The sequence below is a fragment of the Cardinium endosymbiont of Oedothorax gibbosus genome (assembly GCF_936981045.1).
Taxonomy (GTDB): Bacteria; Bacteroidota; Bacteroidia; order Cytophagales; family Amoebophilaceae; genus Cardinium.
In genome coordinates, this window is sequence record NZ_OW441264.1 from 1004628 (window position 1) to 1027626 (window position 22999).

A 22999-nucleotide genomic window follows, 5' to 3' on the forward strand; every position below is an offset into this window, starting at 1 on the left:
GATTATCAAATGAAAAAATAATCTAATCCCGAACTCACGTTAAACTAGGGATGGCGTTGTTGTAGCTGTTCTAGGAAGCAAGCACAAGTTACTGAGGGTTTGCATTTGGAAGATAGATTCTATTAAAACCTATACTGGACTGAAAAAATCGGACAAAAATATTTTAATTTATTTTCCGTATCGTTTAGTTTTAGAGTCATACAATAAATTAATCAAATGGGTAGAAAGTAAGATTAGGCATTTTAGTTCGGAAGAAAAAACTAAGATAGTATTCGCTTTACTAAAAGAAGATTTAACGCTGGTTGAGCTGTCTTCCAAATATGGCGTCACTAGTAAAACCCTTCAAAATTGGAAGCGTCAATTTTTAGAGAATGCCTCTATAGCCTTTGATCCATCCAAGGTTGTTAGTGTGTATAAAGAGGAAATTAGCACACTTAAGCATCAAAACGATGCACTTGCGAAGGCTTTAGGAAAGGCTACCGTTGAGCGAGATTGGGCAGTGGGCAAGCTAAAGAGCTTGGATTTACCAAATAAGCAAAGTCTTGTCACATGCAAGCTTCCCAATTTATCCAAGGCAAGACAATGTGCATTATTATCGATACATCGCTCTTTGATATATTACAAAGCTAGGGAATTAAGTGGTTGTAATACATCTGTTTTAAACAAAATAGATTCAATCTACAGGGAACATCCGGAATATGGTTATCGCTATATATACAATCAGCTACAAGAGGATGGCTTTAATGTAGGCAAAGATCGTGTGCTTAAGTATATGGGTGTACTGAATATATCGGCTGTTTATCCACGTAAGAAGCCCTCTATTTCTTGTAGAAATGCTCAGGCATAAGGTCATATGTTTATAGAGGAAAAAAAGACCTGGAAAAAGGCCGCCACAAGGTTGGTTATTAAATACCGTTAAATACGTTGAGCCCCCAGGTCTTTCATCTTAAAAACTGAATAGTTCGGTAGGCCTTAAAGCCTGTATATGCGACGCTAGTTTAAAAGATGAATTGATATAGTATATATAATAAGTTATGAAATACATAGGCATTGACCTAGGGAAAAGCAGCTTTGTAGCAGCTTTTCCCCAAGAGAAAGGATACCTACTATCACCTATAAGAATGATCCCAAAGGAATTGAAACCTTTTTAGCTCAACTTGATAAAACAACGCATCACTGTGTCTTAGAAGCCACAGGCAACTATGGCGCTTTATTACTGCAGATACTTACAGAGCATGAAATAGTTGTGTCGATGGTCAATCCCAAGAAAATCAAACATTTTGCTCGGATGATGCTAGTTATAACCAAAACCGATAAGGTAGATGCCTAACTTATTGCCCTTTATGGAGAAAAGATGCAGCCTGCCCCTTACAGAATGCTTCCCCAAAATATACAAGGGTTAAATCAACAAAAAAAGCTTCTTGTTCAGCTAAAAAAACAACTTATTATGTTCTATAATCTGCTAGAGTCTTTTAATGTGTTGCCTCAAGCAGATGACTTCGCCTTAAGAACACTCAAGGAAACTATAGCCTGCCTGGAAGAACAGATAGAGCTTCTGGAGCAACAGATGCTTTCTATCACCCAGGAGAGCTATAATGAGCTCTATAAGCGCATTAGTTCTATTAAGGGCATTGGAGATAGAACCGCTCTGGAGCTTATTGTTTCCACTGGAGGGGGGCAACATTTTCAAAGGGCTAAACAGTTCTCTAAGTTCATTGGCTTAGCTCCTAGTTATGAGCATTCAGGCTCTTCCATAAGGAAGAAGGGGCATATCAACCGTCATGGGAACTCCCAGCTGCGTTCTTTGCTCTATATGGCTTCTTGGTCTGCTATACGGTTTAATAAGGCGTGTAAAACATTTTATGAGAGATTAAAAGCCAGAAGAAAACCTGGGAAAGTGGCGCTTATTGCTGTCGCTAATAAACTGATTAGACAAGTGTTTGCTATTCTTAAGGACCATACTTGCTATATTGATGGGTACCTTTCTAAGCTGAAAGTAACTTCTTAGCAGTTAAGAGAAGACTTTTAGGAGCATCTTAAAGCGCTCTTGTTTGAGATTAATGAACCAAATAATTATAAAAATTTCTACGATCAGATTTGTTTTTTAACATAGTTCGTATATAGTTACTTGTTGGATAAATATTGGGTCAACGCTGGTACAACAAAGCAGGTGCATGTACCTAAACCGAATCAAGTTTGGAGTGGGGATATTACTTATATTCGCACCAGTATTGGGTTTATCTACCTCTCAGCTATTATAGATTGGCACAGTAAAGCCATATTGAGTTATAAGGTATCCAATACTATGGATACAACGCTTGTAATAGATACCTTGCAAGAGGCACTGAGTAAATATCCTCCGCCAGAATGCTTTAATAGTGATCAAGGCAGTCAATATACTAGTCATAAGCATACAGACTTATTAAAAAGGCATAATATTCAAATTTCTATGAATGGCAGAGGTAGAAGCATTGATAATATTGTAATGGAAAGATTTTTTACAACCCTAAAATATAATTCCATATTTATCAATGATTTTAAAAATATTAAAGTGTTAAAAGAGGGAATTAACAGGTATATTACTAAATACAATTACCAAAGGTTTCATTCTAGTATTAACTATCAAAAACCTATGAACGTCCATCTTAACCATGTAAAATTGGTAGACTAGCAAATGGGAAAAAATAGAAAATAAAATTAAGAAAAAAATGTCCGAATAAATCAGTCCAGTACTATAGCTATCATCCGTAGCGGGTCTTTTGTTTTAAGTGTGTAAATATTTTTTAGGATTTATCTTTACTTAAATCATAACACTTAAAACAATGAAAAGAAAAGAGACAGTTAAAGATGGGATAAGCAAGGCCATAGATGTACTGATAGAATCAGGTGTAGACCTTTCCAGACTTTTTGATCAAGACGGCTTACTCAAACAATTAAGTAAGCGTCTTGTAGAAAAAGCATTACAGTCAGAAATGGATGACCATTTAGGTTATAATAAGTATGCACGTAGTGATTCAGAGAATGTACGTAATGGATTATGCAGTAAGCAAGTTATTACTGATAATGGCGTTATATCGGTTGAAGTACCCAGAGATAGAGCATCGACTTTTGAACCTATTTTATTGCCTAATCGTCAAACAAGAATTCCTGGTTTGGATGATAAGATCTTATCTTTATATGCTAAAGGTATGAGTCTGTCAGATATTCAGATTCAAATACAGGAATTATATGGCGCAGAAGTAAGTGAAAGCCTGATAAGTAACATCACAGACTCTGTTATTGAAGATGTTAAGATATGGCAAAATCGTCCCTTAGAATCAGTCTATTCTATTGTTTTTTTGATTGCTTTGTAGTTAAAGTTAGACAAGATAAGCGCATCATCAACAAGGCAGTCTATGTCGCTTTAGGTATAGATAGATCTGGCATAAAGGATGTTTTAGGGCTTTGGATGAGTGAAAATGAAGAGGCTAAATTTTGGTTAGGCAATTTAACAGAACTCAAAAATCGGGGTATGAACGATATGCTCATTGCATGTACAGATAATTTGTCAGGCATGTCTGAGGCCATTGCTGCTGTATACCCAAAAACAGAACATCAGCTCTGTATTGTTCATGCAATTAGGGGTAGTTTGCAGTATGTTTCTTATAAACATAGAAAGGTATTAGTTGCTGATTTAAAACCAATTTATACAGCAGTTACCGAGCAAGAAGCATTGATGGCCTTAGAAGCTTTTGCTACTAAGTGGAATCAACAATACCCACAAATAGCCCAATCTTGGTATGCTAACTGGGATAATCTGATGGTATTTTTACAGTACCCTAATGCCATACGTAAGGTCATTTACACAACAAATGTTTGGAATCTGTAAATAGCCAATTTCGTAGAGTTACCAAAAATAAAAAAGTGTTCCCTAACGATCTAGCTGTTTTTAAAACATTATATCTAACTATTAACTACATGACTAGAAAATGGACCACCTCTATTCATAACTGGAGCGAGACTATGGCACATTTTTTAATTAAATTTGAAAACAGAATTGAATAAAACCAAAAAAATAATTTACACACTTAAGTGGACAAAGCCCAAATCCCTTCCCAAAAAGATCCACTAAAAATTCGAAGTGTTTTTTTCCCTCTAGTTGCAATAAGATCTTTGTTACATCATCCAACGCACATCCATTTCTTATAATCCTAAAGGAGTTTTCAACAAAGAGATCAACAATAGTAGAACCTAATCTCATCGGGTCGATGGCACCCAAAGTACCTCCATCAAAAACGGCATCCAAATCAGGCCAAAGTTGCTTAAATTCTTTGACATGTAAACAACTGGTTGCACTACTTTTATTGGCACTGGTTAACGCAATGGCTGCATTACAAAATCGCACAACATGCATCATAAATGGGTGATCTGGCATGCGTATACCAATTAAATTTGTTTTGGAAATCAAATCTTTATTAATATATGGCCATGCTTCAAAAAGAAGCGTAACCGCCCCAGGAAGAAAATCGTTGAGCAAAGATGTAATAGGTGGGTTTACCCGGTTCTGTCGCGTTTATTCTAAAAAATGATTATTTTAGTATCGGTATTTAAAAAAGTAGTTATTATGTTTAATATTTCTCCCGAGTTATTACCATATTTTAAAGGTTATTGTTCTTCATCAGAAGTCATCCTGTTATTTGTATACATGAAGTGTCGTTTTTCCTTGAGCTATAGAGATTTGGAAGAGATGATGCGTATGAGAGGCGCAAGAGTTGATCATTCTACGCTACAGAGATGGGTTATTAAGTTTGTTCCTCTGATAGATAAAGCAGTAAGAAAAAGAAAACGACCAATTGGTAGTAGTTGGAAAATGGATGAAACCTATGTTAAACTAAACGGGAAGTGGATCTATTTATATAGAGCAGTAGATCGTTATGGTGATACAGTTGACTTTTTTCTATCTGATCATAGAGACAAGTCTTCAACGCTTTCTTTTTTTCGAAAGGCGATCACAGAAAATAATATTCCTAAGAAAGTAGTAATTGACAAAAGCGGTAGTAATAAAGCTGCCCTTGATGCGATCAATACAGATCTTGATCAAGATCATACCATTCAAATATTGCAAAACAAATATTTGAATAATAGAGTTGAACAAGATCATAGGTTTATCAAAAAACGGATCAAACCTATGCTGGGTTTTAAGAATTTTTATTCTGCTTCCATTACTATTTCAGGGATAGAAAACATTCGTATGATTCAAAAAGGACAAGTAAGAGGAGCTAAAAATCATCTTTCTACTTTTGAGAACTTTGCTATTTTAATGGCCGCATAATATCCAAAATTTGACTTAAACGAAAAACCTATACTAAGAAAACTATAGACGCGACAGAACCGAAAATACCTATCATAGTCTCCATTTCCGAGTTAATATATTAAATAGTTTTTTATTACATTTTTTATGTTGTCATTCCAAGTTTTGATCCTTATCCTTATAGCAGTCTCGTTTTTCTTACTGAGATCTTCTTATGCAAGAGAAAAATTAACCAAGCTTCAACCAAGTAACGCTGTAATAGGGTATACCGGTTTTTATGTTATCCTCACTACTGCTATATTAAGTTACATAGGTAAAGGTCTTATCTATTGGTATACACTCCAATTTGCTGCAGCTATTTGGCTGATAGGTTATGCCATTGATTCCAAGAAAGAAGTTCCATCTTGGGAAATTACTCGATTTTGGCTAATAGGTGCCTTGTTTTGCCTCCCCATAAATTTGCTTTGGCACTGGTGGCGTGTGACCGATTATCCATTTTTATTAAAGTTGTCTTTAGCACATTTATCTGTAATCTTATTTGTATTTCCTTTGTCTTTAAGTATAATTATTCTGGCAATTGTGCTATCAGCCATTACTTATGTCTTTTGTTCTTTGGGTAATTTAATAGAATTAACAGATGAAATCATATCGCTATTTGGATTCAGCATATTGATTTTTACCATGGTTATTTACGTTAAAGTCCAATTAACTGATTATAGAGCGCATAATCGCTACTTGGAAAGTAAGGAAAAGCTGAAACGAGGCAAAGCTTATCAATTAAAATTAAAACAAACGATCCGCCATTTGCACATTCATGCTGTGGAGGGTTACTCAGAAAGGGATGCCACTTTTTTACGGAAAGTAGTGGAAGAGGTAATGGAGTCTCCTTTGTTTTTAGAAGATGAACCCCTGTATAAGGAAGCTTTCGACACTATTGTGGATAAGTTTGCCATGTGGTCTATCTTTTTAAAACAATATACTAAATCTAAAGTGCATTTGTCGTTGTTGTCAACTGAAATTGCACTAAATGAACTGATCCAACAATTAGAAATTGCTTTAAATGATTCAGTTGAATCTCCTCCAAAGCTGATCATAGTGCAGAAAGAAGTTGATTTGAATGCTAAGATCGTATGTGATGTGGATCAGGTAATCCATTTATTAGTGGCTGTTATTTTGCATGCTGTTCACCTAGATCAAGGTGCATCTATACGCATTCAACTGTATACCACGAAGTTAAAATACCATAAATATGACTCCATTAAACAACAACATCCTCCAGAAATAGCCTTTCCAGCTATAGCCTTAATGGTGAGTAATTCGGATACACCTTTGGCCACATTGCCTCCTATTAGTACACATTATGAGGATATTACAGAGGGCATAGAACTTGTAGGAGAAATGAACCAAGTAGGTACAGAACGGATAAATGTGCAGAAGCAACCCATAGACAGGATCGTTCGTGCCCACTATGGTCATGTACAGTTTGCCTCTTCCCAACACAAAGCCACCCTATTAGCATTGCCTTATAATGTAACGGTCATTCGTGATGAGATGATCACCAATTTAATTCCTTCAAATAGTTTTGCAAGCAAAAGTGAAATAGATGCTTCTATGGTAGTATTAAGGAAATTTAATGACTACGTTTGCAAAATGTGTGATGTCCGTATGGGTGTAATGGATGAAATATTTCTGTTGATGAGGCGTTGTTATTCTTTTAGAAGGCATGCATCAGGCGAATTGTTCTATGTTCGTGCGGTAGGCATTGCTCGATTCGTAACAGATTGGGTAGCTTATGTTCCTGAACCAATCTATGCGGCTTTGCTCTATGATTTAGTTATCTATACCAACTTACCTCTTTCTTATATTAAAGCTAATTATAGCCTAGATATTTATTATTTTGTAGAGTCGCTTGTATCCATATATGACCGACGAGGGATGGAGCCATCTGGGCTCTATGTGGATAATCAGCGTGACAAGGTGGTGAACCGAGATGAGCTTTTTGTGCTTTGTATTAAATTGGCCGAACGGCTTTATGACTTACGTCATGCCTATGGTTATGTACATAAAGTGCAAGTATTAGATATGGCCAAAGAAACCCTTACAGTAGATATTCTCTTGGCAAAGAGATATTTAGATAGTGACATAATAGAAGCATTGGAAACGGAAGCTCAAGAAGCATTGCGGATGTGCCTTGAAAAAAGGATAGGATAAAAGGCATTTATATGCTGCTGAAAGCACACCGGGAAGAATAGAAACCACTCTGCAGCTTCCACTTCAACTGTTTTTCTGTTCAGTTGTGAGCTCTACTTTCTGATCGAAACTTTTTACAAGCGACGGTTTTTTTCGTAGCATGGCCATATTGCTGAATAGATATATGGTAATCACTGATCTTTATTGGCTAAATGGATAGACATTAGTGGATCGTTTCTTCTAGTAAATAGGTTATAATAGCTTTGTTCACCAATGCTGGGTGCACCACAAAGCTTTTAACTGAATTGCCGCTTTTGACAGTAGATTGCGGATCTTTTGTAATCAATGGATGCCAGTTAGGTAATGCTTTTTTTTCTTTAACTAAGCGGTAGGCGCAACTTTTGGGCAGCCAAGTAATGCTCTCCACATTTGTAGGCTTTAACTGGATGCAATTATCTACATAACGAAATCGTTCTTTGTAGTTGGAGCATTGGCAGGTGGTGGTATTGAGTAGCCAGCAACAAATCTTTGTAGTGCGCACTTGTTGGGTTTCTGCTTCTTGTACTTTAAGCAAGCAACACTTACCACAGCCATCACATAAAGACTCCCACTGTGACGGCGTCATTTTGTCTAGTGGTGTGTGCATCCAAAATGACTCTTTTTTATCGGTTGTGTCCATATATCATCAAAAAATAGCTGGGTGGCGTAGCGGATCCACTTGATGCATCATCATATATATTTTACCTACTACTTCTTCTACGTTAGGTTTGGAAAAATAGTTTCCATCATCTCCATAGGCGGGGCGATGGGGTTTGCTACTAATGGTGATGGGTGCTGCCTCCAGCAGTGCATAGCCATGTTGTGCTTCCAATACTTGTTGCATCATATAGGCGGTCGTACCGCCTGGCACATCTTCATCTGCAAAAACAATGTGGTTGGTTTTCGCTAATGATTTTACAATGCTATGATGTATATCAAAAGGTAATAACGTTTGTACATCCATTACTTCACATTCAATACCTAAAGAAGAAAGCCTATCTGCTGCTTCACAAATAATACGGCACATCGCACCATAGGTCACAATGGTAACATGTTTGCCTACACGAAGTAGTGCTGGTACACCTATAGGTATAGTCATTGTGGCCACATTACTAGGCATAGGCTCCTTTAAGCGGTAGCCGTTTAAACACTCAATGATTAAAGCAATATCATCTGATTGCATCATCGTATTGTAGAAACCCGCTGCTTGTGTCATATTACGAGGCACTAGTAGGTATATACCCCTTATCACATGCATAATACTTGCCATATAAGAACCAGCATGCCAAATACCTTCTAGGCGATGGCCTCTTGTCCGAATGATCATAGGTGCTTTTTGTCCTCCTTTTGTTCTATAGTGTAGCGTTGCTAAATCATCTTGTATAATTTGTAGGGCATAGGGAAGATAATCTAAATACTGTATTTCAACGATAGGCCTCAGTCCACGCATCGCTGCACCAATCCCTTGACCAATCATAGTACATTCTCGAATGCTGGTATCTGTCACGCGTAGTTCCCCATATAGCGTTTGTAGACCTGCAAAACCTTGATTCACATCACCTATTCCTAAATCTTGTCCAATAGCAAAAACGCGACCATCGCGCTCTAATAACGATTTAAAACAACTGCATAATATTTCCCTGCCATCTACCTGTGTCGGATTTTCTGCATAAATAGGCGGATTCCCTTTTACGCATAAGGCAGCACTTCTGGAGCTGCTATAAAGATGGCTGCTAAATCTTTTTTCATTGCTTCTTGTATTTTTATGCCACCAAGCGAGTATACCCTTTTTATGGACATAAGGTACTTCCCGTAAGACATAGAGGGCTTTAGTTGCAGCCTGGGTTACATCCAAGTGGCGGGGATATGGTAGGGTAACTAGTTCATGAATAATAGCTGGAAGCTCGTTATGGTCTGCTGCCTCTTTGGGCAATACGATATCGTTTAGCAAAGCAAGTAGCGTTTTTTTTTCTTGGTTATTTTCTTCTATTAATCTATTCCAGGCTGTTTGCTGCGCTATTTTTACTTTTTTATCTGCTTCTAAAGCAATTTTCTTTAGCATTTCCTGTGTGGCTACGCCATTTTCTACCATCCATGCTGCCATCTTGGGTAGGCAATCATATGCCTCTTCCCATCTTAATCGTTTTGTTGACTTATAGCGTTCGTGAGAGCCAGATGTAGAATGGCCTTGTGGTTGGGTAAGTTCTTTAACGTGAATCAGTACAGGAATATGTTCTGTTCTACAGATGGTTACTGCTTGGTAGTAGGTGTTGCACAAGCCTAGATAGTCCCACCCCTTGGCAATAAATATTTCATAGCCAGGTTGTTGCTTCGTCCGTTTAAAGCCTGCTAAAACGGTAGAAATATCTCCTTTGGTAGTATGATATTTTTTAGGAACAGAGATACCATATCCATCATCCCAAATAGAAATACACATGGGTACTTGTAATACCCCTCCTGCATTAATCGTTTCAAAAAACATACCCTCTGAGGTACTTGCATCACCAATGGTGCCAAAAGCAACTTCATTCCCTTTATTAGAGAAATTTTTTTGTATCTCTTGAAAAGCAGTAGTGCGATACAGTTTAGAAGCATAGGCTAGCCCCAATAATCTGGGCATTTGTGAAGCCGTACATGACAGGTCAGCTGAAACATTTTTGCTGGTTAGTTGATTTAACCAATTGCCTTCGGTATCGATAAATCTAGTTGCAAAGTGGCTGTTCATCATTCTTCCCCCAGAAGCCGGGTCAGCCTCTATTGAGGCGTGTGCGTATAATTGAGCAAAGTATTGTTGCAAGGTTAAAGCACCAATCGAAAACATAAAAGTTTGGTCTCTATAGTAACCAGAACGCCAATCTCCAGCTTGGAAATATTTGGCCATAGCCAGTTGCGTAACCTCTTTGCCATCTCCAAAAATCCCAAATTTAGCCTTTCCTGCAAAAACCTCTTTGCGTGCCAACAGGCTTGCTGCTCTGCTTTCGCAGGCGATCCGATAGTCATGCAGTATTTCGGTAGGCGTAATGGGTAAGGATTTTAACATATGTTTTTTATAATACAAGTAGCTACACTAAATTATAAATTATCTGTTTAATATGTACACTTAAATGCTTTTTAAGGCATTGCTATGGCCATTGCATAGTAGTCACAGTATAAAATGGTTTAGATAGGTATGGCAGTAATGTATGGTGGATGGATACTGACTAATTGTCAGTACAGGTCCACGTATACTTTGCATATTCAAGATATGAATCTGTTTGGCATGAAATCTGCTGTAATGCAGATCAAGGTTAAAGGCTGTGCGGCCAAGTGATGGTCTGGTGCATACTTTAATTTAGATTTATACGATCAACCATTGTTATAAAAATATAAGTTATGAGCAAAGTTCATATAAAACCATTAGCTGATAGGGTTCTAGTAGAGCCTGCAGAAGCTGAAGAAAAGACAGTAGGCGGGATTATTATTCCTGACAGTGCTAAAGAAAAACCTCAAAAAGGAGAAGTTATTGCAGTAGGTCCAGGGAAGAAAGATGAACCTATGACCGTTAAAGTAGGGGATAAGGTGCTTTATGGGAAATATAGTGGTACGGAGTTACATGTAGATGGTAAGCTCTGCCTTATTATGAAAGAATCCGATATTTATGCCATTGCTTAATAGTATGGCAGTAGTGAATCAGATCCTTATAACTTTATAATAAAATAATGTACTATGGCAAAGAATATAATTTTTGATGCAGAAGCACGAGAAAAGTTGAAACGAGGTATTGATACCATGGCCAATGCTGTGAAGGTTACGCTAGGCCCGAAAGGTAGAAATGTCATTTTAGATAAAAAATTTGGTGCCCCTAGTGTCACTAAGGATGGTGTATCGGTAGCAAAAGAAATTAGTCTAAAAGATCCTGTGGAGAATATGGGTGCGCAACTGGTGAAAGAAGTGGCTTCTAAAACAGCAGATAGTGCTGGAGATGGTACAACTACCGCTACACTCTTGGCGCAATCTATTTTTACACATGGTATTAAAAATGTCGCTGCAGGTGCCAATCCTATGGATATCAAACGTGGTATAGACAAAGGTGTAGCAGCAGTTGTTAAAAAATTACAAGAAACTTCTAAAAAGATTAATAATTCCAAAGAAATAGAACAAGTAGCCACTATTTCCGCTAATAGCGATAGCAAAATCGGTAAGATGATTGCAGATGCTATGGAAAAAGTGGGTAAAGATGGTGTGATTACCGTTGAGGAGGCTAAGGGTACGGAAACAGAGGTCAAGGTAGTGGAGGGCATGGAGTTTGATCGAGGCTATTTATCTCCTTACTTTGCCACTAATACAGAAAAAATGGAGGTAGAGCTTTCCAATCCTTATATCCTGATTTGTGATAAGAAGATTTCTATCATGAAGGATCTGCTCCCTATTTTAGAGGCTGTTTCTCAAAGTGGCAGGCCATTGGTAATTATTGCTGAAGATGTAGATGGTGAAGCGTTGGCTACACTTGTTGTGAACAAAATCCGGGGCGTGTTGCGTGTAGCTGCTGTAAAGGCACCTGGATTTGGCGATAGAAGAAAAGCAATGCTGGAGGATATTGCTGTGCTTACAGGAGGCACCGTAATTTCTGAAGAAAAAGGTTGTAAGCTTGAAACCGCTACTTTACAATGTTTAGGTACGGCAGAAAAAGTCAATATCGATAAAGATAATACGGTTATTGTGAATGGTGGTGGAGCTAAGAAGGATATTGAAGCTAGAGTGGTCCAAGTTAAAGCGCAAATAGCGCATGCTACTTCTGATTATGATAAAGAAAAGCTGCAAGAACGGTTGGCCAAGCTATCTGGTGGTGTGGCGATTCTTTATATTGGTGCGGCTACAGAAGTAGAAATGAAAGAGAAAAAGGACCGCGTGGATGATGCATTACATGCAACAAGAGCGGCTGTGCAAGAGGGTATTGTGCCAGGTGGTGGTGTGGCCTTGTTACGTGCCGCTACATCTGGGGCGTTAGATACCATAGCTGTAGAGCATGAAGATGAGTGGACTGGTGTTAAAATCTTAAAGCTTGCACTAGAGTCTCCTTTAAGAACCATTGTAGCCAATGCAGGTGGTGAAGCGTCTGTAGTGGTACAACGTGTCAAAGAAGGTACAGCGTCTTTTGGATATAATGCTCGTACAGATGCATTTGAAGATCTCTATACAGCTGGAATCATTGATCCAACTAAAGTAACTAGACTAGCGCTAGAGAATGCGGCCTCTATTGCTTCTCTTTTACTCACTACCGCTTGTGTAGTAGCCGATGAGCCTGAGGAAGAGAAAGCTGCTCCTATGCCTCAAATGGGTGGCGGAATGGGTGGCATGATGTAAAATGCTGCTTGATAGCTATCTATTGGAAAAATCAGGTGATTGGTAACGAACCGATCATCTGATTTTTTTTTGCCTTCAGGCTAGGTATCTGTTTGGGCAACGGTAAATAAGGCATTTTTATCGGTTCTGTCGCGTCTATATTTTCGTTAGTAACGTCTTTTCTTTTAAGTGAAGTTAACAAAATTCTCAAAAGTAGAAAGATGATTTTTAGCTCCGATTACTTGTCCTTTTTGAATCATAGGAATGTTTTCTATCTCTACAATGGTCTAGAGTAAAGAAATGGTTGGACCACTTAAAATTAAGCATATCTATTGCTTCTGATTGCTCGCAATACAGTAGCTGACTAACTGGTTCTGTCGCGTCTATAGTTTTCTTAGTATAGGTTTTTCGTTTAAGTCAAATTTTGGATATTATGCGGCCATTAAGATAGCAAAGTTCTCAAAAGTAGAAAGATGATTTTTAGCTCCTCTTACTTGTCCTTTTTGAATCATACGAATGTTTTCTATCCCTGAAATAGTAATGGAAGCAGAATAAAAATTCTTAAAACCCAGCATAGGTTTTATCCGTTTTTTGATAAACCTATGATCTTGTTCAACTCTATTATTCAAATATTTGTTTTGCAATATTTGAATGGTATGATCTTGATCAAGATCTGTATTGATCGCATCAAGGGCAGCTTTATTACTACCGCTTTTGTCAATTACTACTTTCTTAGGAATATTATTTTCTGTGATCGCCTTTCGAAAAAAAGAAAGCGTTGAAGACTTGTCTCTATGATCAGATAGAAAAAAGTCAACTGTATCACCATTAGGAATATTATTTTCTGTGATAGCCTTGCGAAAAAAAGAAAGCGTTGAAGACTTGTCTCTATGCTCAGATAGAAAAAAGTCAACTGTATCACCATAACGATCTACTGCTCTATATAAATAGATCCACTTCCCGTTTAGTTTAACATAGGTTTCATCCATTCTCCAACTACTACCAATTGGTCGTTTTCTTTTTCTTACTGCTTTATCTATCAGAGGAACAAACTTAATAACCCATCTCTGTAGCGTAGAATGATCAACTCTTGCGCCTCTCATACGCATCATCTCTCCCAAATCTCTATAGCTCAAGGAAAAACGACACTTCATGTATACAAATAACAGGATGACTTCTGATGAAGAACAATAACCTTTAAAATATGGTAATAACTCGGGAGAAATATTAAACATAATAACTACTTTTTTAAATACCGATACCAAAATAATCATTTTTTAGAATAAACGCGACAGAACCCTTCCTTTGTATCACCTAAGATTTCTTGAACAATCTGTTCCTCACAAAAGTAATGTTTAATCCCTTTGATTTCTTCATAATGTTGATGGCCCTTCCCTGCTATTAAAATGAGATCATTCGAATGAGCCAGTAAACAAGCTGTTTTAATAGCCATAGCTCTATCTACTACATGCAACACCTTTGGCAATGCTGTTTCAGGTACACCTTGCTGCATAGAATGCATAATTTCCTGTGGATCTTCATCTCTTGGATTATCACTGGTAAATATAGCCATGTCACTATTTTGAGATAGAATTTTCCCAATGATAGGCCGCTTTTGTTGATCTCGATTGCCCCCACAACCCATAATGGTAATCAGCCTACTGCCAGCAGGAAGCATGGAACGCAATGTAGCAATTACTTTTTGAATGGCATCCGGCGTATGGGCATAATCTATAATCACCTGTTGTGGTTTTCCATGGCGCACTCTATTAATTCTGCCTAGAATAGGGGGAATAGCTGAAAGCGATATCAAGCTTTTTTGGTTATTCAAGTCCAATAACTGAGAGGCGCCATAAGCAGCCAATAGGTTGCTGGCATTCAATGCACCAATAAGCTGAAACCAAACCGACTGATGACCTATTTCCAATTCTAATCCATGTAATGTATTGGTAATTATTTTTCCTCTAAAATCAGCAGCGTCTTGAAGTGAAAAAGTAAACTTTTTAGCCTTGCAATTTTGAAGCAAAATGGCACTATTTCTATCTTGCTGGTTCATAAGAGCAAAAGCTGTAGCAGGTAAGCCATCAAAGAGTTTTTTTTTAGCCTGAATATAACACCTAAAATCAAGATGGTAGTCCAAATGTTCATGGGTGATATTGGTAAAAATGGCACCTGTCAAATCTATACCTGCCAATCGTTCTTGAACGATGGCATGCGAACTTGCTTCCATAAAACAATACCTACAACCCACTGCAACCATACGGTGCAAAAGTGACTGTAACTGCAATGCATCTGGAGTGGTATGGCTAGCTGGATAGGTTTGATCTAGTACTTTATTGTATATAGTAGAAAACATACCCACCTTATAGCCCATCTTCATCACCATGTTATACAGTAGGTGTACAACAGTAGTTTTACCATTTGTACCGGTAACTGCTACTATTTTTAGTTTTTTACTAGGCTGGTCATAAAAGTTGGCAGCCATAATCCCCAGTGCGCTAAGAGTAGAGGCAACCGCTATATAGGTTACAGCTGCCTGAATGGAGTGAGGGAGGCGCTCACATACAATAACGCTGCTACCTGCTTCTATAGCCATTGCTATATAGTGATGTCCATCTACCTGACTACCATTTATGGCAACAAAACAAGAATCGACTACTGCTTTACGGCTATCAAAACAAAGAACTTGTATAGGCAGATCAGTTCGACCCAATACTTTTTGTACAGGTATGTCTACTAGAAGTGCTTGAAGATTTTTCATCATTACTTTAACAGGATAGTAATCTGATCAGAAGTTACGTTAGATTGTGTAGATACCACACCATATATGTTTCCCTCTACCGTAACTCTTAGGCCATTTTTTTCTAATAAAAAAACGCATCACGTAGTTTCATATGCAATACACTCGGCACTGCCTTTGAAGACTGATGCTTACATGGCTGAAATTTTTCTCCTTCAGAGCTGATTTCCAGACTTCCCCAGTTTTCTTCTACATTTACACTTTCAGGTATAGAGAGCTGAAGGCATTGATATAAAAACTTTAATTCGTTGGTATTACTAACATTAGAAAGTTTAGATGGATGAGACCATCCATTAATGGGTTTTCTTGCATGCAAATCTTTTCCAGCTATTCTATCGACAATATCTTTAAATATGGGAGCAGAAACTTCTGAACCAAACTGAAAAGTTGCTCCTTGTGGGCTGTCTACAACAATAATACAACTATAGCGAGGATGATCTGCTGGAAAATAACCAGCAAATGAAGTAAGGTGATGGTCTGTATATTTCCCACTTACCAACTTTTGGGCAGTACCTGTTTTTCCAGCTATTTTATAAAATCCATGCTTAATGCGTTGTGCCAACCCCTTTTCTACCGTTCCTTCTAACATCATTTTTAGTTTACACAAAGTTTCATCTGAACAGATCTTTTCTTTTAAAATAGTGGTCGGAAAACTTTTAACCATACCATTAGCTGATTTTATATGCTGTACAAACATAGGCTTCACCATTTTACCATTATTGGCCACTGCATTGTACAGTACCAACATCTGAAGGGGTGTGATCTGCAAGTTGTAGCCAATAGAAAGCCATGGCAGTGCCACACCACTCCACATTTTGCTTTTCGGCGTGATCATATAGGGTTTTCCTTCTCCAGCTAATTCAACGCCTAAGGGTTGGTTCATGCCTAATTGCTCCATATAGTTAATAAATCTTTGAGGGTTTGTACCAAAGGTTTCTTGAATAGCCATGGAGATACCAACATTAGAAGATTTCTCAAATACCTCTTGCAAGGTAAGCACCCCATAACCTCCTTTTTTTACATCTCTCATCCATCTATTATAAAACTGAATCGCACCATGCCCAGTATCTATTGGCTTAGTAAGCGGCCATCCTGTTTCTTCTAATAAAGCCAACATGGATGCCAACTTAAAAATAGAACCTAGTTCGACAGTACCCTGGCTGCCAATAGAATAGTTATAAGATTCTATATATTTTCCAGATTCTGTACGCGCTAAATTAGCAATTGCTTTAATGGCTCCAGTAGCCACTTCCATTACAATAGCGCAACCATTTTCCGCATTGGTTTGCTCTAGAACAGTTAACAAACTACTTTGGGTTACATCTTGTAAGTTGATATCCAGTGTGGTAAACAAATCAGACCCATGTATAGGAGGGATCATGGTACTTTCTGGAACTTTTTTCCAATTGCCACCTACAACTTTCTGGTAAAGTGCTTTTCCATCTACTCCTTGTAATGCTTTGTTAAAAGCATATTCTAGCCCGTATCCATATGTTTCCCTATGTATACCAATGGTACGTCTAGCTAACTCCTTAAAGGGGTTGTAGCGTTTATATTGTGCTTCAAAAATCACACCTCCCTTAAATTTACCTTGATTAAAAATGGGCCAATGACTCATTTTTTTCTTGTCTTCATAGGTGATGTACCCTGCATGCAACAATAGATACCTCCGTTTTTTAGCACGCGCATCCATAATCCGCTTCTTGTAGTATTTAGGAGGATTATCTTTATAAAAGTCAGATAATGCTTGACTAAGTGGATCTATTCCTTTTTTAAAGCAGGCATCTGAAGCCACAACAGGATCTAAAGCAACCCTATAAAAGGGAAGAGAAGTAGCCAATAAAGCACCATCATAAGCATAAATATTACCTCTGGATGCTACAATAGGTTTATATTCTAACTGTGCCACTTTAGCACAATTGCGCCATTTATCTACTTCTACAAACTGTAAGTGAACTATTTTCCATATAATAAGCGCTACAAAAAATATAGCAGAAAGAAAAATTATTCTGGCACGTAATAAAATGGCCTTAGTAAAGGTCACTTTACTGGTTAGATTTGATGATATAAGGAGGAACCTTGCTTTCATAAATGGCTAACTGGGCAACCCTTTTAGCTACTTCTGATTGTTTACTGTCAAACATATAACTGGATTGCAACCGCATGTGTTTTACGCGAAGGTCATCTACTATGGGCTGAAGTTGATGGATCTTATGCAACATCTTTTCATGATAATGTGTATTCCAGATGTAAAGTAAGCCTAAAAATAAAAGATAAAACAAACAAGATAAGTAATAAGGAGTATTTAGAGAGATACCATTTAAATGTAATCTCTTTTCTAACTGACCAAATAAAGTGTGTTTTTTAATAGGCTTATAGGTATTTTCCCTCATTTCTAAATAGTTTGGTTTTGTCGCGTCTATAGTTTTCTTAGTATAGGTTTTTCGTTTAAGTCAAATTTTGGATATTATGCGGCCATTAAGATAGCAAAGTTCTCAAAAGTAGAAAGATGATTTTTAGCTCCTCTTACTTGTCCTTTTTGAATCATACGAATGTTTTCTATCCCTGAAATAGTAATGGAAGCAGAATAAAAATTCTTAAAACCCAGCATAGGTTTTATCCGTTTTTTGATAAACCTATGATCTTGTTCAACTCTATTATTCAAATATTTGTTTTGAAATATTTGAATGGTATGATCTTGATCAAGATCTGTATTGATCGCATCAAGGGCAGCTTTATTACTACCGCTTTTGTCAATTACTACTTTCTTAGGAATATTATTTTCTGTGATCGCCTTGCGAAAAAAAGAAAGCGTTGAAGACTTGTCTCTATGATCAGATAGAAAAAAGTTAACTGTATCACCATAACGATCTATGCTCTATATAAATAGATCCACTTCCCGTTTAGTTTAACATAGGTTTCATCCATTCTCCAACTACTACCAACTGGTCGTTTTCTTTTTCTTACTGCTTTATCTATCAGAGGAACAAACTTAATAACCCATCTCTGTAGCGTAGAATGATCAACTTTTGCGCCTCTCATACGCATCATCTCTTCCAAATCTCTATAGCTCAAGGAAAAACGACACTTCATGTATACAAATAACAGGATGACTTCTGATGAAGAACAATAACCTTTAAAATATGGTAATAACTCGGGAGAAATATTAAACATAATAACTACTTTTTTAAATACCGATACTAAAATAATCATTTTTTAGAATAAACGCGACAGAACCGCTTTCACTTACTTCTGCGCCATATAATTCCTGTATTTGAATCTGAATATCTGACAGACTCATACCTTTAGCATATAAAGATAAGATCTTATCATCCAAACCAGAAATTCTTGTTTGACGATTAGGCAATAAAATAGGTTCAAAAGTCGATGCTCTACCTCTGGGTACTTCAACCGATATAACGCCATTATCAGTAATAACTTGCTTACTGGATAATCCATTACGTGCATTCTCTGAATCACTACGTGCATACTTATTATAACCTAAATGGTCATCCATTTCTGACTGTAATGCTTTTTCTACAAGACGCTTACTTAATTGTTTGAGTAAGCCGTCTTGATCAAAAAGTCTGGAAAGGTCTACACCTGATTCTATCAGTACATCTATGGCCTTGCTTATCCCATCTTTAACTGTCTCTTTTCTTTTCATTGTTTTAAGTGTTATGATTTAGGTAAAGATAAATCCTAAAAAATATTTACACACTTAAAACAAAAGACCCCGTGGATAGTGATCTAATCCTGAATAGTATAAAAAATTAAGCATAATCTTTTTTGACATCAGCTGAATTATTTGTACGTACAATAAAAATTGTTTTAAAATGGGACCCTTTCTCTTCTTTGGCATGTATCATATGAATTTTTTACGTGCGTTTGCTACTCGATTATATTTTATAATGGATCCTCGATTGCATAAAGCTATCCATCCACTGATGCTTTTAGCAATTATTTTTTATGGTATAAAAACGAAATAATTGTATGCATATATTTTTATACATTTATATAAATTGGTTGTTTTTATTATACGTTTAATCCCTGAACAGCGCTTATCAAATCTTGTTCTATCTATGATACTATATAATACTCCCCTTTTAATGGCATTGGCCTTTTTAGGATTGACCCTAGTGGCAGGCCTTTACGTTAACCAAAAAGCAACTACATTTCGCGAATATGCTGTGGGTAATAAGCGGTTTCGCACGACTACCTTGGTGGTTACAGCATTGGCTACGGTTTTTGGAGGAGGGAGCCTGATGCGTGAGATGCCCAATATTTATAGCCTTGGCCTGCATCACATAGTCACTTTATTAATGATACCAGTGGGTTTTTGGACAGTCAGTCTGCTGGGGCTGCGTATGGGTCCATTTATGGGGCACCTTTCTGTTGCAGAGACGATAGGTAGTGTATATGGCAAGTACCCAAGAGCTATTGCCGCTCTATTGGGTATCTGTTTTTCTATTGGTGTTGTTGCTATTCAAATCAGTGTAATGTCTTCTGCTATCGGCATGTGTATAGATTCGATTGACCCTCGTATTGTGACCGTGCTGGCAACCTTAATCCTTATTACCTATGCTATGCTTGGGGGTGTTCGTGCCATTACTGTTACCGATATATTGCAATTCGCAACCTTTACTGTTATTATTCCACTCGTTATTAAGTTTGTATTTGTAAAAACAGGTAAATCATTTTTAGAAGTTATATTGCTTTTAAAAAAGCAAGAAAAATTTCAGTTCGGTACCCTCTTCCAATTTGATAAAAAGCTATTGAAACTTGTTTTGTGGGTTCTATTGACTCCATTTTTGCTGTCTCCTGTACTTCTACAAAGGGTATATATGGCTTCTGGCCCAATTCAAGCCCGTAAGGTTTTGTTGCGTGTAACGCTTTTTAGGGTCATTATAGTGGGGTATATCATATCCATTGGCCTGCTTGTTTTTGTATGGGATCCAACGCTATCAGTAACAGAAATTTGGCCATACATCCTGGCTGCTATGTCACCTCCTTATAAAGGATGCGTAGTCATTGGTTTATTAGGGATGACCATGTCCACAGCTGATTCCAACTTACACACTGCTGCAGTTATGGCCAGCCATGATGTGGTAGAAAGCATTCGAGGCGTAAAAGCAGGCTCCTGTATGTACCAGATTCGACTGGCTAAATTAACTGCATTAGTACTTGGCCTATTGGCTATGATCGTAACGGTTTACTATCCTGATCTATTTGAATTAACCAAGTTTGCTTGGACCTATCTTACATCTTTTTTTATGGTTGCAGTAATACCTCCTTTTATCTTAGCTATTTTGGGTTTTCGGGGCAGTGCTTATACAGCTTTGATTGGAATGACTGTAGGTATACTGGTCTATTTGGTTTTTGAAAAGTGGGGTACACCTGCAATAGATATAGGTGATATAGAAATTATTCCTTATATAGAAATTATTCCTTTAGCAGCCAATGCCTTGGCTATGATCGCTGCCCATTATCTATTGCCACAACCGGATGGTAAGGGGTGGATTGGGAGCAGCGATCAACAGAGAAGAATGGAACAGCTAATACGGGCATTTAAAAAGTATAAAAAACTTATAGACTTAGAGTAATACCATCCTAGAAGATAGATAGCTATAAAAGGAGTTTATATGCTACTTATCTGCGTAGAGCCTACTCCTGGTTGCAGCTTTACTTTATCCAATAAGACCTGTAAATGCGCACTATCATGGCTAGATGCTTTTGTAATACTGACTGTTAGCACCAAACCTTCTTGACTTTACACGAGGATATAACGTTTATAGCCATAATATAGTTTATCACCTTTTTTAGTTCAATTGGCTTCTGCGTTTACGCCTTTTTGATAACTTTCTGCTACGGTTATAGTTCCATATTTATGCAAATCATAACCTTTTTTACCCCTAGAGCATTTAAGGTTTATGATTTTATTTAATTAGTCGTCCCTGAAGTATTATTAATCAATAGGAGACCGGGTTCTGTCGCGTTTATTCTAAAAAATCATTATTTTAACGTGAGTTCGGGATTAGATTATTTTTTCATTCGATAATCAATATTAATAAAAATTCATAAAATTTGTTTTATAGACAGTTAAATAGGTAGTTGAATAAAAAATAATTCTGGTAATCAGTTTATTATATATATTATATTTATAGAATTAGATATAAAAACTTGTTAAATAGGTGCAAATATTAACTAAATAATTGATATTAAATTGTTGTAAATCAGTCAAATAAATCCCGAACTCAGGTTTTTAGTATCTGCAGTTAAAAAAGTAGTTATTATGTTTAATATTTCTCCCAAATTATTACCTTATTTTAAGGGCTATTGTTTTTCAGCAGAAGTCATCCTGTTATTTGTCTAGATGAAGTGTCGTTTTTCCTTGAGCTATAGAGATTTGGAAGAGATGATGCGTATGAGAGGCGCAAGAGTTGATCATTCTACGCTACAAAGATGGGTTATTAAGTTTGTTCCTCTTAATAGATGAAGCAGTAAGCAAAAGAAAACGACCAGTTGGTGGTAGTTGGAGAATGGATGAAACCTAATGTTAAACTAAACGGGAAGTGGATCTATTTATATAGAGCAGTAGATCGTTATGGTGATACAGTTTACTTTTTTCTATCTGAGCATAGAGACAAGTCTGCAGCTTTTTCTTTTTTTCGTAAGGCGATCACAGAAAATAATATTCTTAAGAAAGTAGTAATTGACAAAAGCGGTAGTAATAAAGCTGCCCTTGATACGATCAATACAGAACTTGATCAAGATCATACTATTCAAATATTTCAAAACAAATACTTGAATAATAGAGTTGAACAAGATCATAGGTTTATCAAAAAACGGCTAAAACCTATGCTTAGTTTTAAGTGTTTTAAGTCTGCAGCCATTGCACGCCGGCACAGGTGTGCAACAAATGGGGTGTAAGTCCCCTGACTCTAATTTGTCTATTTCGGGAGTCTAGCAGGAGGTTGGATTTGTGGGGTGATTCACAGGTTTAAGTTACCTTTAAATGAATCTGCAAAATAGCGGGCTGCAACAAAAGTGAACCCAAATTAGCCTCGTTAAGCCGTTTAAGCGCATTTGCCGACTGTCTAGTGGCTACAGGAAGGCTGATAGTAGGATGGAAAAAATAGACCATGACCATCATACAAGTGCCGGGGTGTTAGGGGTTGCACGCTATGAATGTTTCACATCGTAGTCCGGGAGATCTGATATGAATCCAGTAGGCCACTGGAAACTTTATTGTATAAACCTTAGTTCGGGATTTATTTGACTGATTTACAACAATTTAATATCAATTATTTAGTTAATATTTGCACCTATTTAACAAGTTTTTATATCTAATTTTATAA

General features: G+C 37.1%; 17 protein-coding genes and 6 pseudogenes. 12 read left to right on the top strand and 11 right to left on the bottom strand.

Annotated features, from left to right (window positions below; genetic code table 11):
* Window positions 1-265 precede the first annotated feature (265 nt).
* From NBW36_RS05745 to NBW36_RS04740, 6 genes and pseudogenes are all read left to right on the top strand, one after another.
* Window positions 266-388: pseudogene (locus NBW36_RS05745) on the top strand (transposase); the annotation flags it as partial.
* Window positions 389-409: 21 nt separating this feature from the next.
* The gene (locus NBW36_RS04720; protein WP_250238117.1) at window positions 410-847 is read left to right on the top strand and encodes an IS3 family transposase; all 438 of its coding nucleotides are present in this window, start codon (window positions 410-412) and stop codon (window positions 845-847) included.
* A gap of 288 nt (window positions 848-1135) precedes the next feature.
* Window positions 1136-1330, top strand: a complete 195-nt coding sequence (locus tag NBW36_RS04725) for an IS110 family transposase (RefSeq protein ID WP_250239168.1) — start codon at window positions 1136-1138, stop codon at window positions 1328-1330.
* A 24-nt stretch (window positions 1331-1354) separates the two neighbouring features.
* Window positions 1355-2008, top strand: coding sequence for a transposase (locus tag NBW36_RS04730; protein WP_250238118.1), 654 nt, complete (start codon window positions 1355-1357; stop codon window positions 2006-2008).
* 108 nt (window positions 2009-2116) lie between these two features.
* A pseudogene (locus NBW36_RS04735) lies at window positions 2117-2671 on the top strand (IS3 family transposase); the annotation flags it as partial.
* 151 nt (window positions 2672-2822) lie between these two features.
* Window positions 2823-4044 (top strand): annotated as a pseudogene (locus tag NBW36_RS04740) (IS256 family transposase).
* Here NBW36_RS04740 and NBW36_RS04745 read toward each other — a convergent pair.
* Window positions 4019-4516: an L-threonylcarbamoyladenylate synthase gene (locus NBW36_RS04745; protein WP_250238119.1), complete on the bottom strand. Its 498-nt coding sequence runs from the start codon at window positions 4514-4516 to the stop codon at window positions 4019-4021. The pseudogene NBW36_RS04740 and the gene NBW36_RS04745 overlap by 26 nt on opposite strands.
* 87 nt (window positions 4517-4603) lie before the next feature.
* Between NBW36_RS04745 and NBW36_RS04750 the strand changes: the two genes are divergently transcribed.
* Both NBW36_RS04750 and NBW36_RS04755 read left to right on the top strand, forming a co-directional pair.
* Complete coding sequence (locus NBW36_RS04750) at window positions 4604-5311, top strand: IS6 family transposase (protein ID WP_250239160.1); 708 nt, start codon at window positions 4604-4606, stop codon at window positions 5309-5311.
* A gap of 144 nt (window positions 5312-5455) precedes the next feature.
* A complete protein-coding gene (locus NBW36_RS04755; protein ID WP_250238120.1) occupies window positions 5456-7501 on the top strand; it encodes an HD domain-containing protein in 2046 nt (681 codons plus the stop codon).
* Between the two features lie 202 nt (window positions 7502-7703).
* Here NBW36_RS04755 and NBW36_RS04760 read toward each other — a convergent pair whose 3' ends face one another.
* Both NBW36_RS04760 and NBW36_RS04765 read right to left on the bottom strand, forming a co-directional pair.
* Window positions 7704-8159, bottom strand: a complete 456-nt coding sequence (locus NBW36_RS04760) for a YcgN family cysteine cluster protein (protein WP_256465576.1) — start codon at window positions 8157-8159, stop codon at window positions 7704-7706.
* Window positions 8160-8165: 6 nt separating this feature from the next.
* Window positions 8166-10559, bottom strand: a complete 2394-nt coding sequence (locus NBW36_RS04765) for an alpha-ketoacid dehydrogenase subunit alpha/beta (RefSeq protein WP_250238123.1) — start codon at window positions 10557-10559, stop codon at window positions 8166-8168.
* 332 nt (window positions 10560-10891) lie between these two features.
* On the opposite strand from NBW36_RS04765, the gene NBW36_RS04770 reads away from it, so the two are divergent.
* Both NBW36_RS04770 and groL read left to right on the top strand, forming a co-directional pair.
* A complete protein-coding gene (locus tag NBW36_RS04770) occupies window positions 10892-11170 on the top strand; it encodes a co-chaperone GroES (RefSeq protein WP_250238124.1) in 279 nt (92 codons plus the stop codon).
* 54 nt (window positions 11171-11224) lie between these two features.
* Window positions 11225-12862 (top strand): chaperonin GroEL, encoded by a 1638-nt coding sequence (groL, locus tag NBW36_RS04775; protein WP_250238125.1) that lies wholly within the window; start codon window positions 11225-11227, stop codon window positions 12860-12862.
* A gap of 410 nt (window positions 12863-13272) precedes the next feature.
* Here the strand turns inward: groL and NBW36_RS04780 are convergent, their stop codons facing one another.
* From NBW36_RS04780 to NBW36_RS04805, 6 genes and pseudogenes are all read right to left on the bottom strand, one after another.
* Window positions 13273-14076, bottom strand: coding sequence for an IS6 family transposase (locus NBW36_RS04780; protein WP_250239169.1), 804 nt, complete (start codon window positions 14074-14076; stop codon window positions 13273-13275).
* Between the two features lie 35 nt (window positions 14077-14111).
* Complete coding sequence (locus NBW36_RS04785; protein WP_320412871.1) at window positions 14112-15605, bottom strand: UDP-N-acetylmuramoyl-L-alanyl-D-glutamate--2,6-diaminopimelate ligase; 1494 nt, start codon at window positions 15603-15605, stop codon at window positions 14112-14114.
* Window positions 15606-15705: 100 nt separating this feature from the next.
* On the bottom strand, window positions 15706-17685 hold the full coding sequence (locus tag NBW36_RS04790) for a peptidoglycan D,D-transpeptidase FtsI family protein (protein ID WP_250238126.1): 1980 nt from the start codon (window positions 17683-17685) through the stop codon (window positions 15706-15708).
* A gap of 1 nt (window position 17686) precedes the next feature.
* Window positions 17687-18034 (bottom strand): FtsL-like putative cell division protein, encoded by a 348-nt coding sequence (locus NBW36_RS04795; RefSeq protein WP_250238127.1) that lies wholly within the window; start codon window positions 18032-18034, stop codon window positions 17687-17689.
* A gap of 74 nt (window positions 18035-18108) precedes the next feature.
* Window positions 18109-18815, bottom strand: a pseudogene (locus NBW36_RS04800) (IS6 family transposase).
* A gap of 13 nt (window positions 18816-18828) precedes the next feature.
* Window positions 18829-19308, bottom strand: coding sequence for a transposase (locus tag NBW36_RS04805; RefSeq protein ID WP_250238128.1), 480 nt, complete (start codon window positions 19306-19308; stop codon window positions 18829-18831).
* Window positions 19309-19750: 442 nt separating this feature from the next.
* Here NBW36_RS04805 and NBW36_RS04810 point away from each other — a divergent pair, with 442 nt between their 5' ends.
* Entirely contained in the window at window positions 19751-21244 is a 1494-nt protein-coding gene (locus NBW36_RS04810) for a sodium:solute symporter family protein (RefSeq protein ID WP_250238129.1), read from the top strand.
* 45 nt (window positions 21245-21289) lie between these two features.
* Here the strand turns inward: NBW36_RS04810 and NBW36_RS04815 are convergent.
* Window positions 21290-21555: pseudogene (locus NBW36_RS04815) on the bottom strand (transposase); the annotation flags it as partial.
* Window positions 21556-21933: 378 nt separating this feature from the next.
* Here NBW36_RS04815 and NBW36_RS04820 point away from each other — a divergent pair.
* A pseudogene (locus NBW36_RS04820) lies at window positions 21934-22535 on the top strand (IS6 family transposase); the annotation flags it as partial.
* Between the two features lie 106 nt (window positions 22536-22641).
* Here NBW36_RS04820 and NBW36_RS04825 read toward each other — a convergent pair.
* Window positions 22642-22785, bottom strand: a complete 144-nt coding sequence (locus NBW36_RS04825; RefSeq protein WP_250238130.1) for a hypothetical protein — start codon at window positions 22783-22785, stop codon at window positions 22642-22644.
* Window positions 22786-22999 lie beyond the last annotated feature (214 nt).

Excerpts from the sequence above, each read along its gene's own strand:
- NBW36_RS04730 (WP_250238118.1), top strand. The coding sequence starts at position 1,355 with ATGCAGCCTGCCCCTTACAGAATGCTTCCCCAAAATATACAAGGGTTA.
- NBW36_RS04750 (WP_250239160.1), top strand. The coding sequence starts at position 4,604 with ATGTTTAATATTTCTCCCGAGTTATTACCATATTTTAAAGGTTATTGT.
- NBW36_RS04760 (WP_256465576.1), bottom strand. The coding sequence starts at position 8,159 with ATGGACACAACCGATAAAAAAGAGTCATTTTGGATGCACACACCACTA.
- NBW36_RS04765 (WP_250238123.1), bottom strand. The coding sequence starts at position 10,559 with ATGTTAAAATCCTTACCCATTACGCCTACCGAAATACTGCATGACTAT.
- NBW36_RS04770 (WP_250238124.1), top strand. The coding sequence starts at position 10,892 with ATGAGCAAAGTTCATATAAAACCATTAGCTGATAGGGTTCTAGTAGAG.
- groL (WP_250238125.1), top strand. The coding sequence starts at position 11,225 with ATGGCAAAGAATATAATTTTTGATGCAGAAGCACGAGAAAAGTTGAAA.
- NBW36_RS04780 (WP_250239169.1), bottom strand. The coding sequence starts at position 14,076 with ATGTTTAATATTTCTCCCGAGTTATTACCATATTTTAAAGGTTATTGT.
- NBW36_RS04785 (WP_320412871.1), bottom strand. The coding sequence starts at position 15,605 with ATGATGAAAAATCTTCAAGCACTTCTAGTAGACATACCTGTACAAAAA.
- NBW36_RS04795 (WP_250238127.1), bottom strand. The coding sequence starts at position 18,034 with ATGAGGGAAAATACCTATAAGCCTATTAAAAAACACACTTTATTTGGT.
- NBW36_RS04805 (WP_250238128.1), bottom strand. The coding sequence starts at position 19,308 with ATGAAAAGAAAAGAGACAGTTAAAGATGGGATAAGCAAGGCCATAGAT.
- NBW36_RS04810 (WP_250238129.1), top strand. The coding sequence starts at position 19,751 with ATGGCATTGGCCTTTTTAGGATTGACCCTAGTGGCAGGCCTTTACGTT.
- NBW36_RS04825 (WP_250238130.1), bottom strand. The coding sequence starts at position 22,785 with ATGGTCTATTTTTTCCATCCTACTATCAGCCTTCCTGTAGCCACTAGA.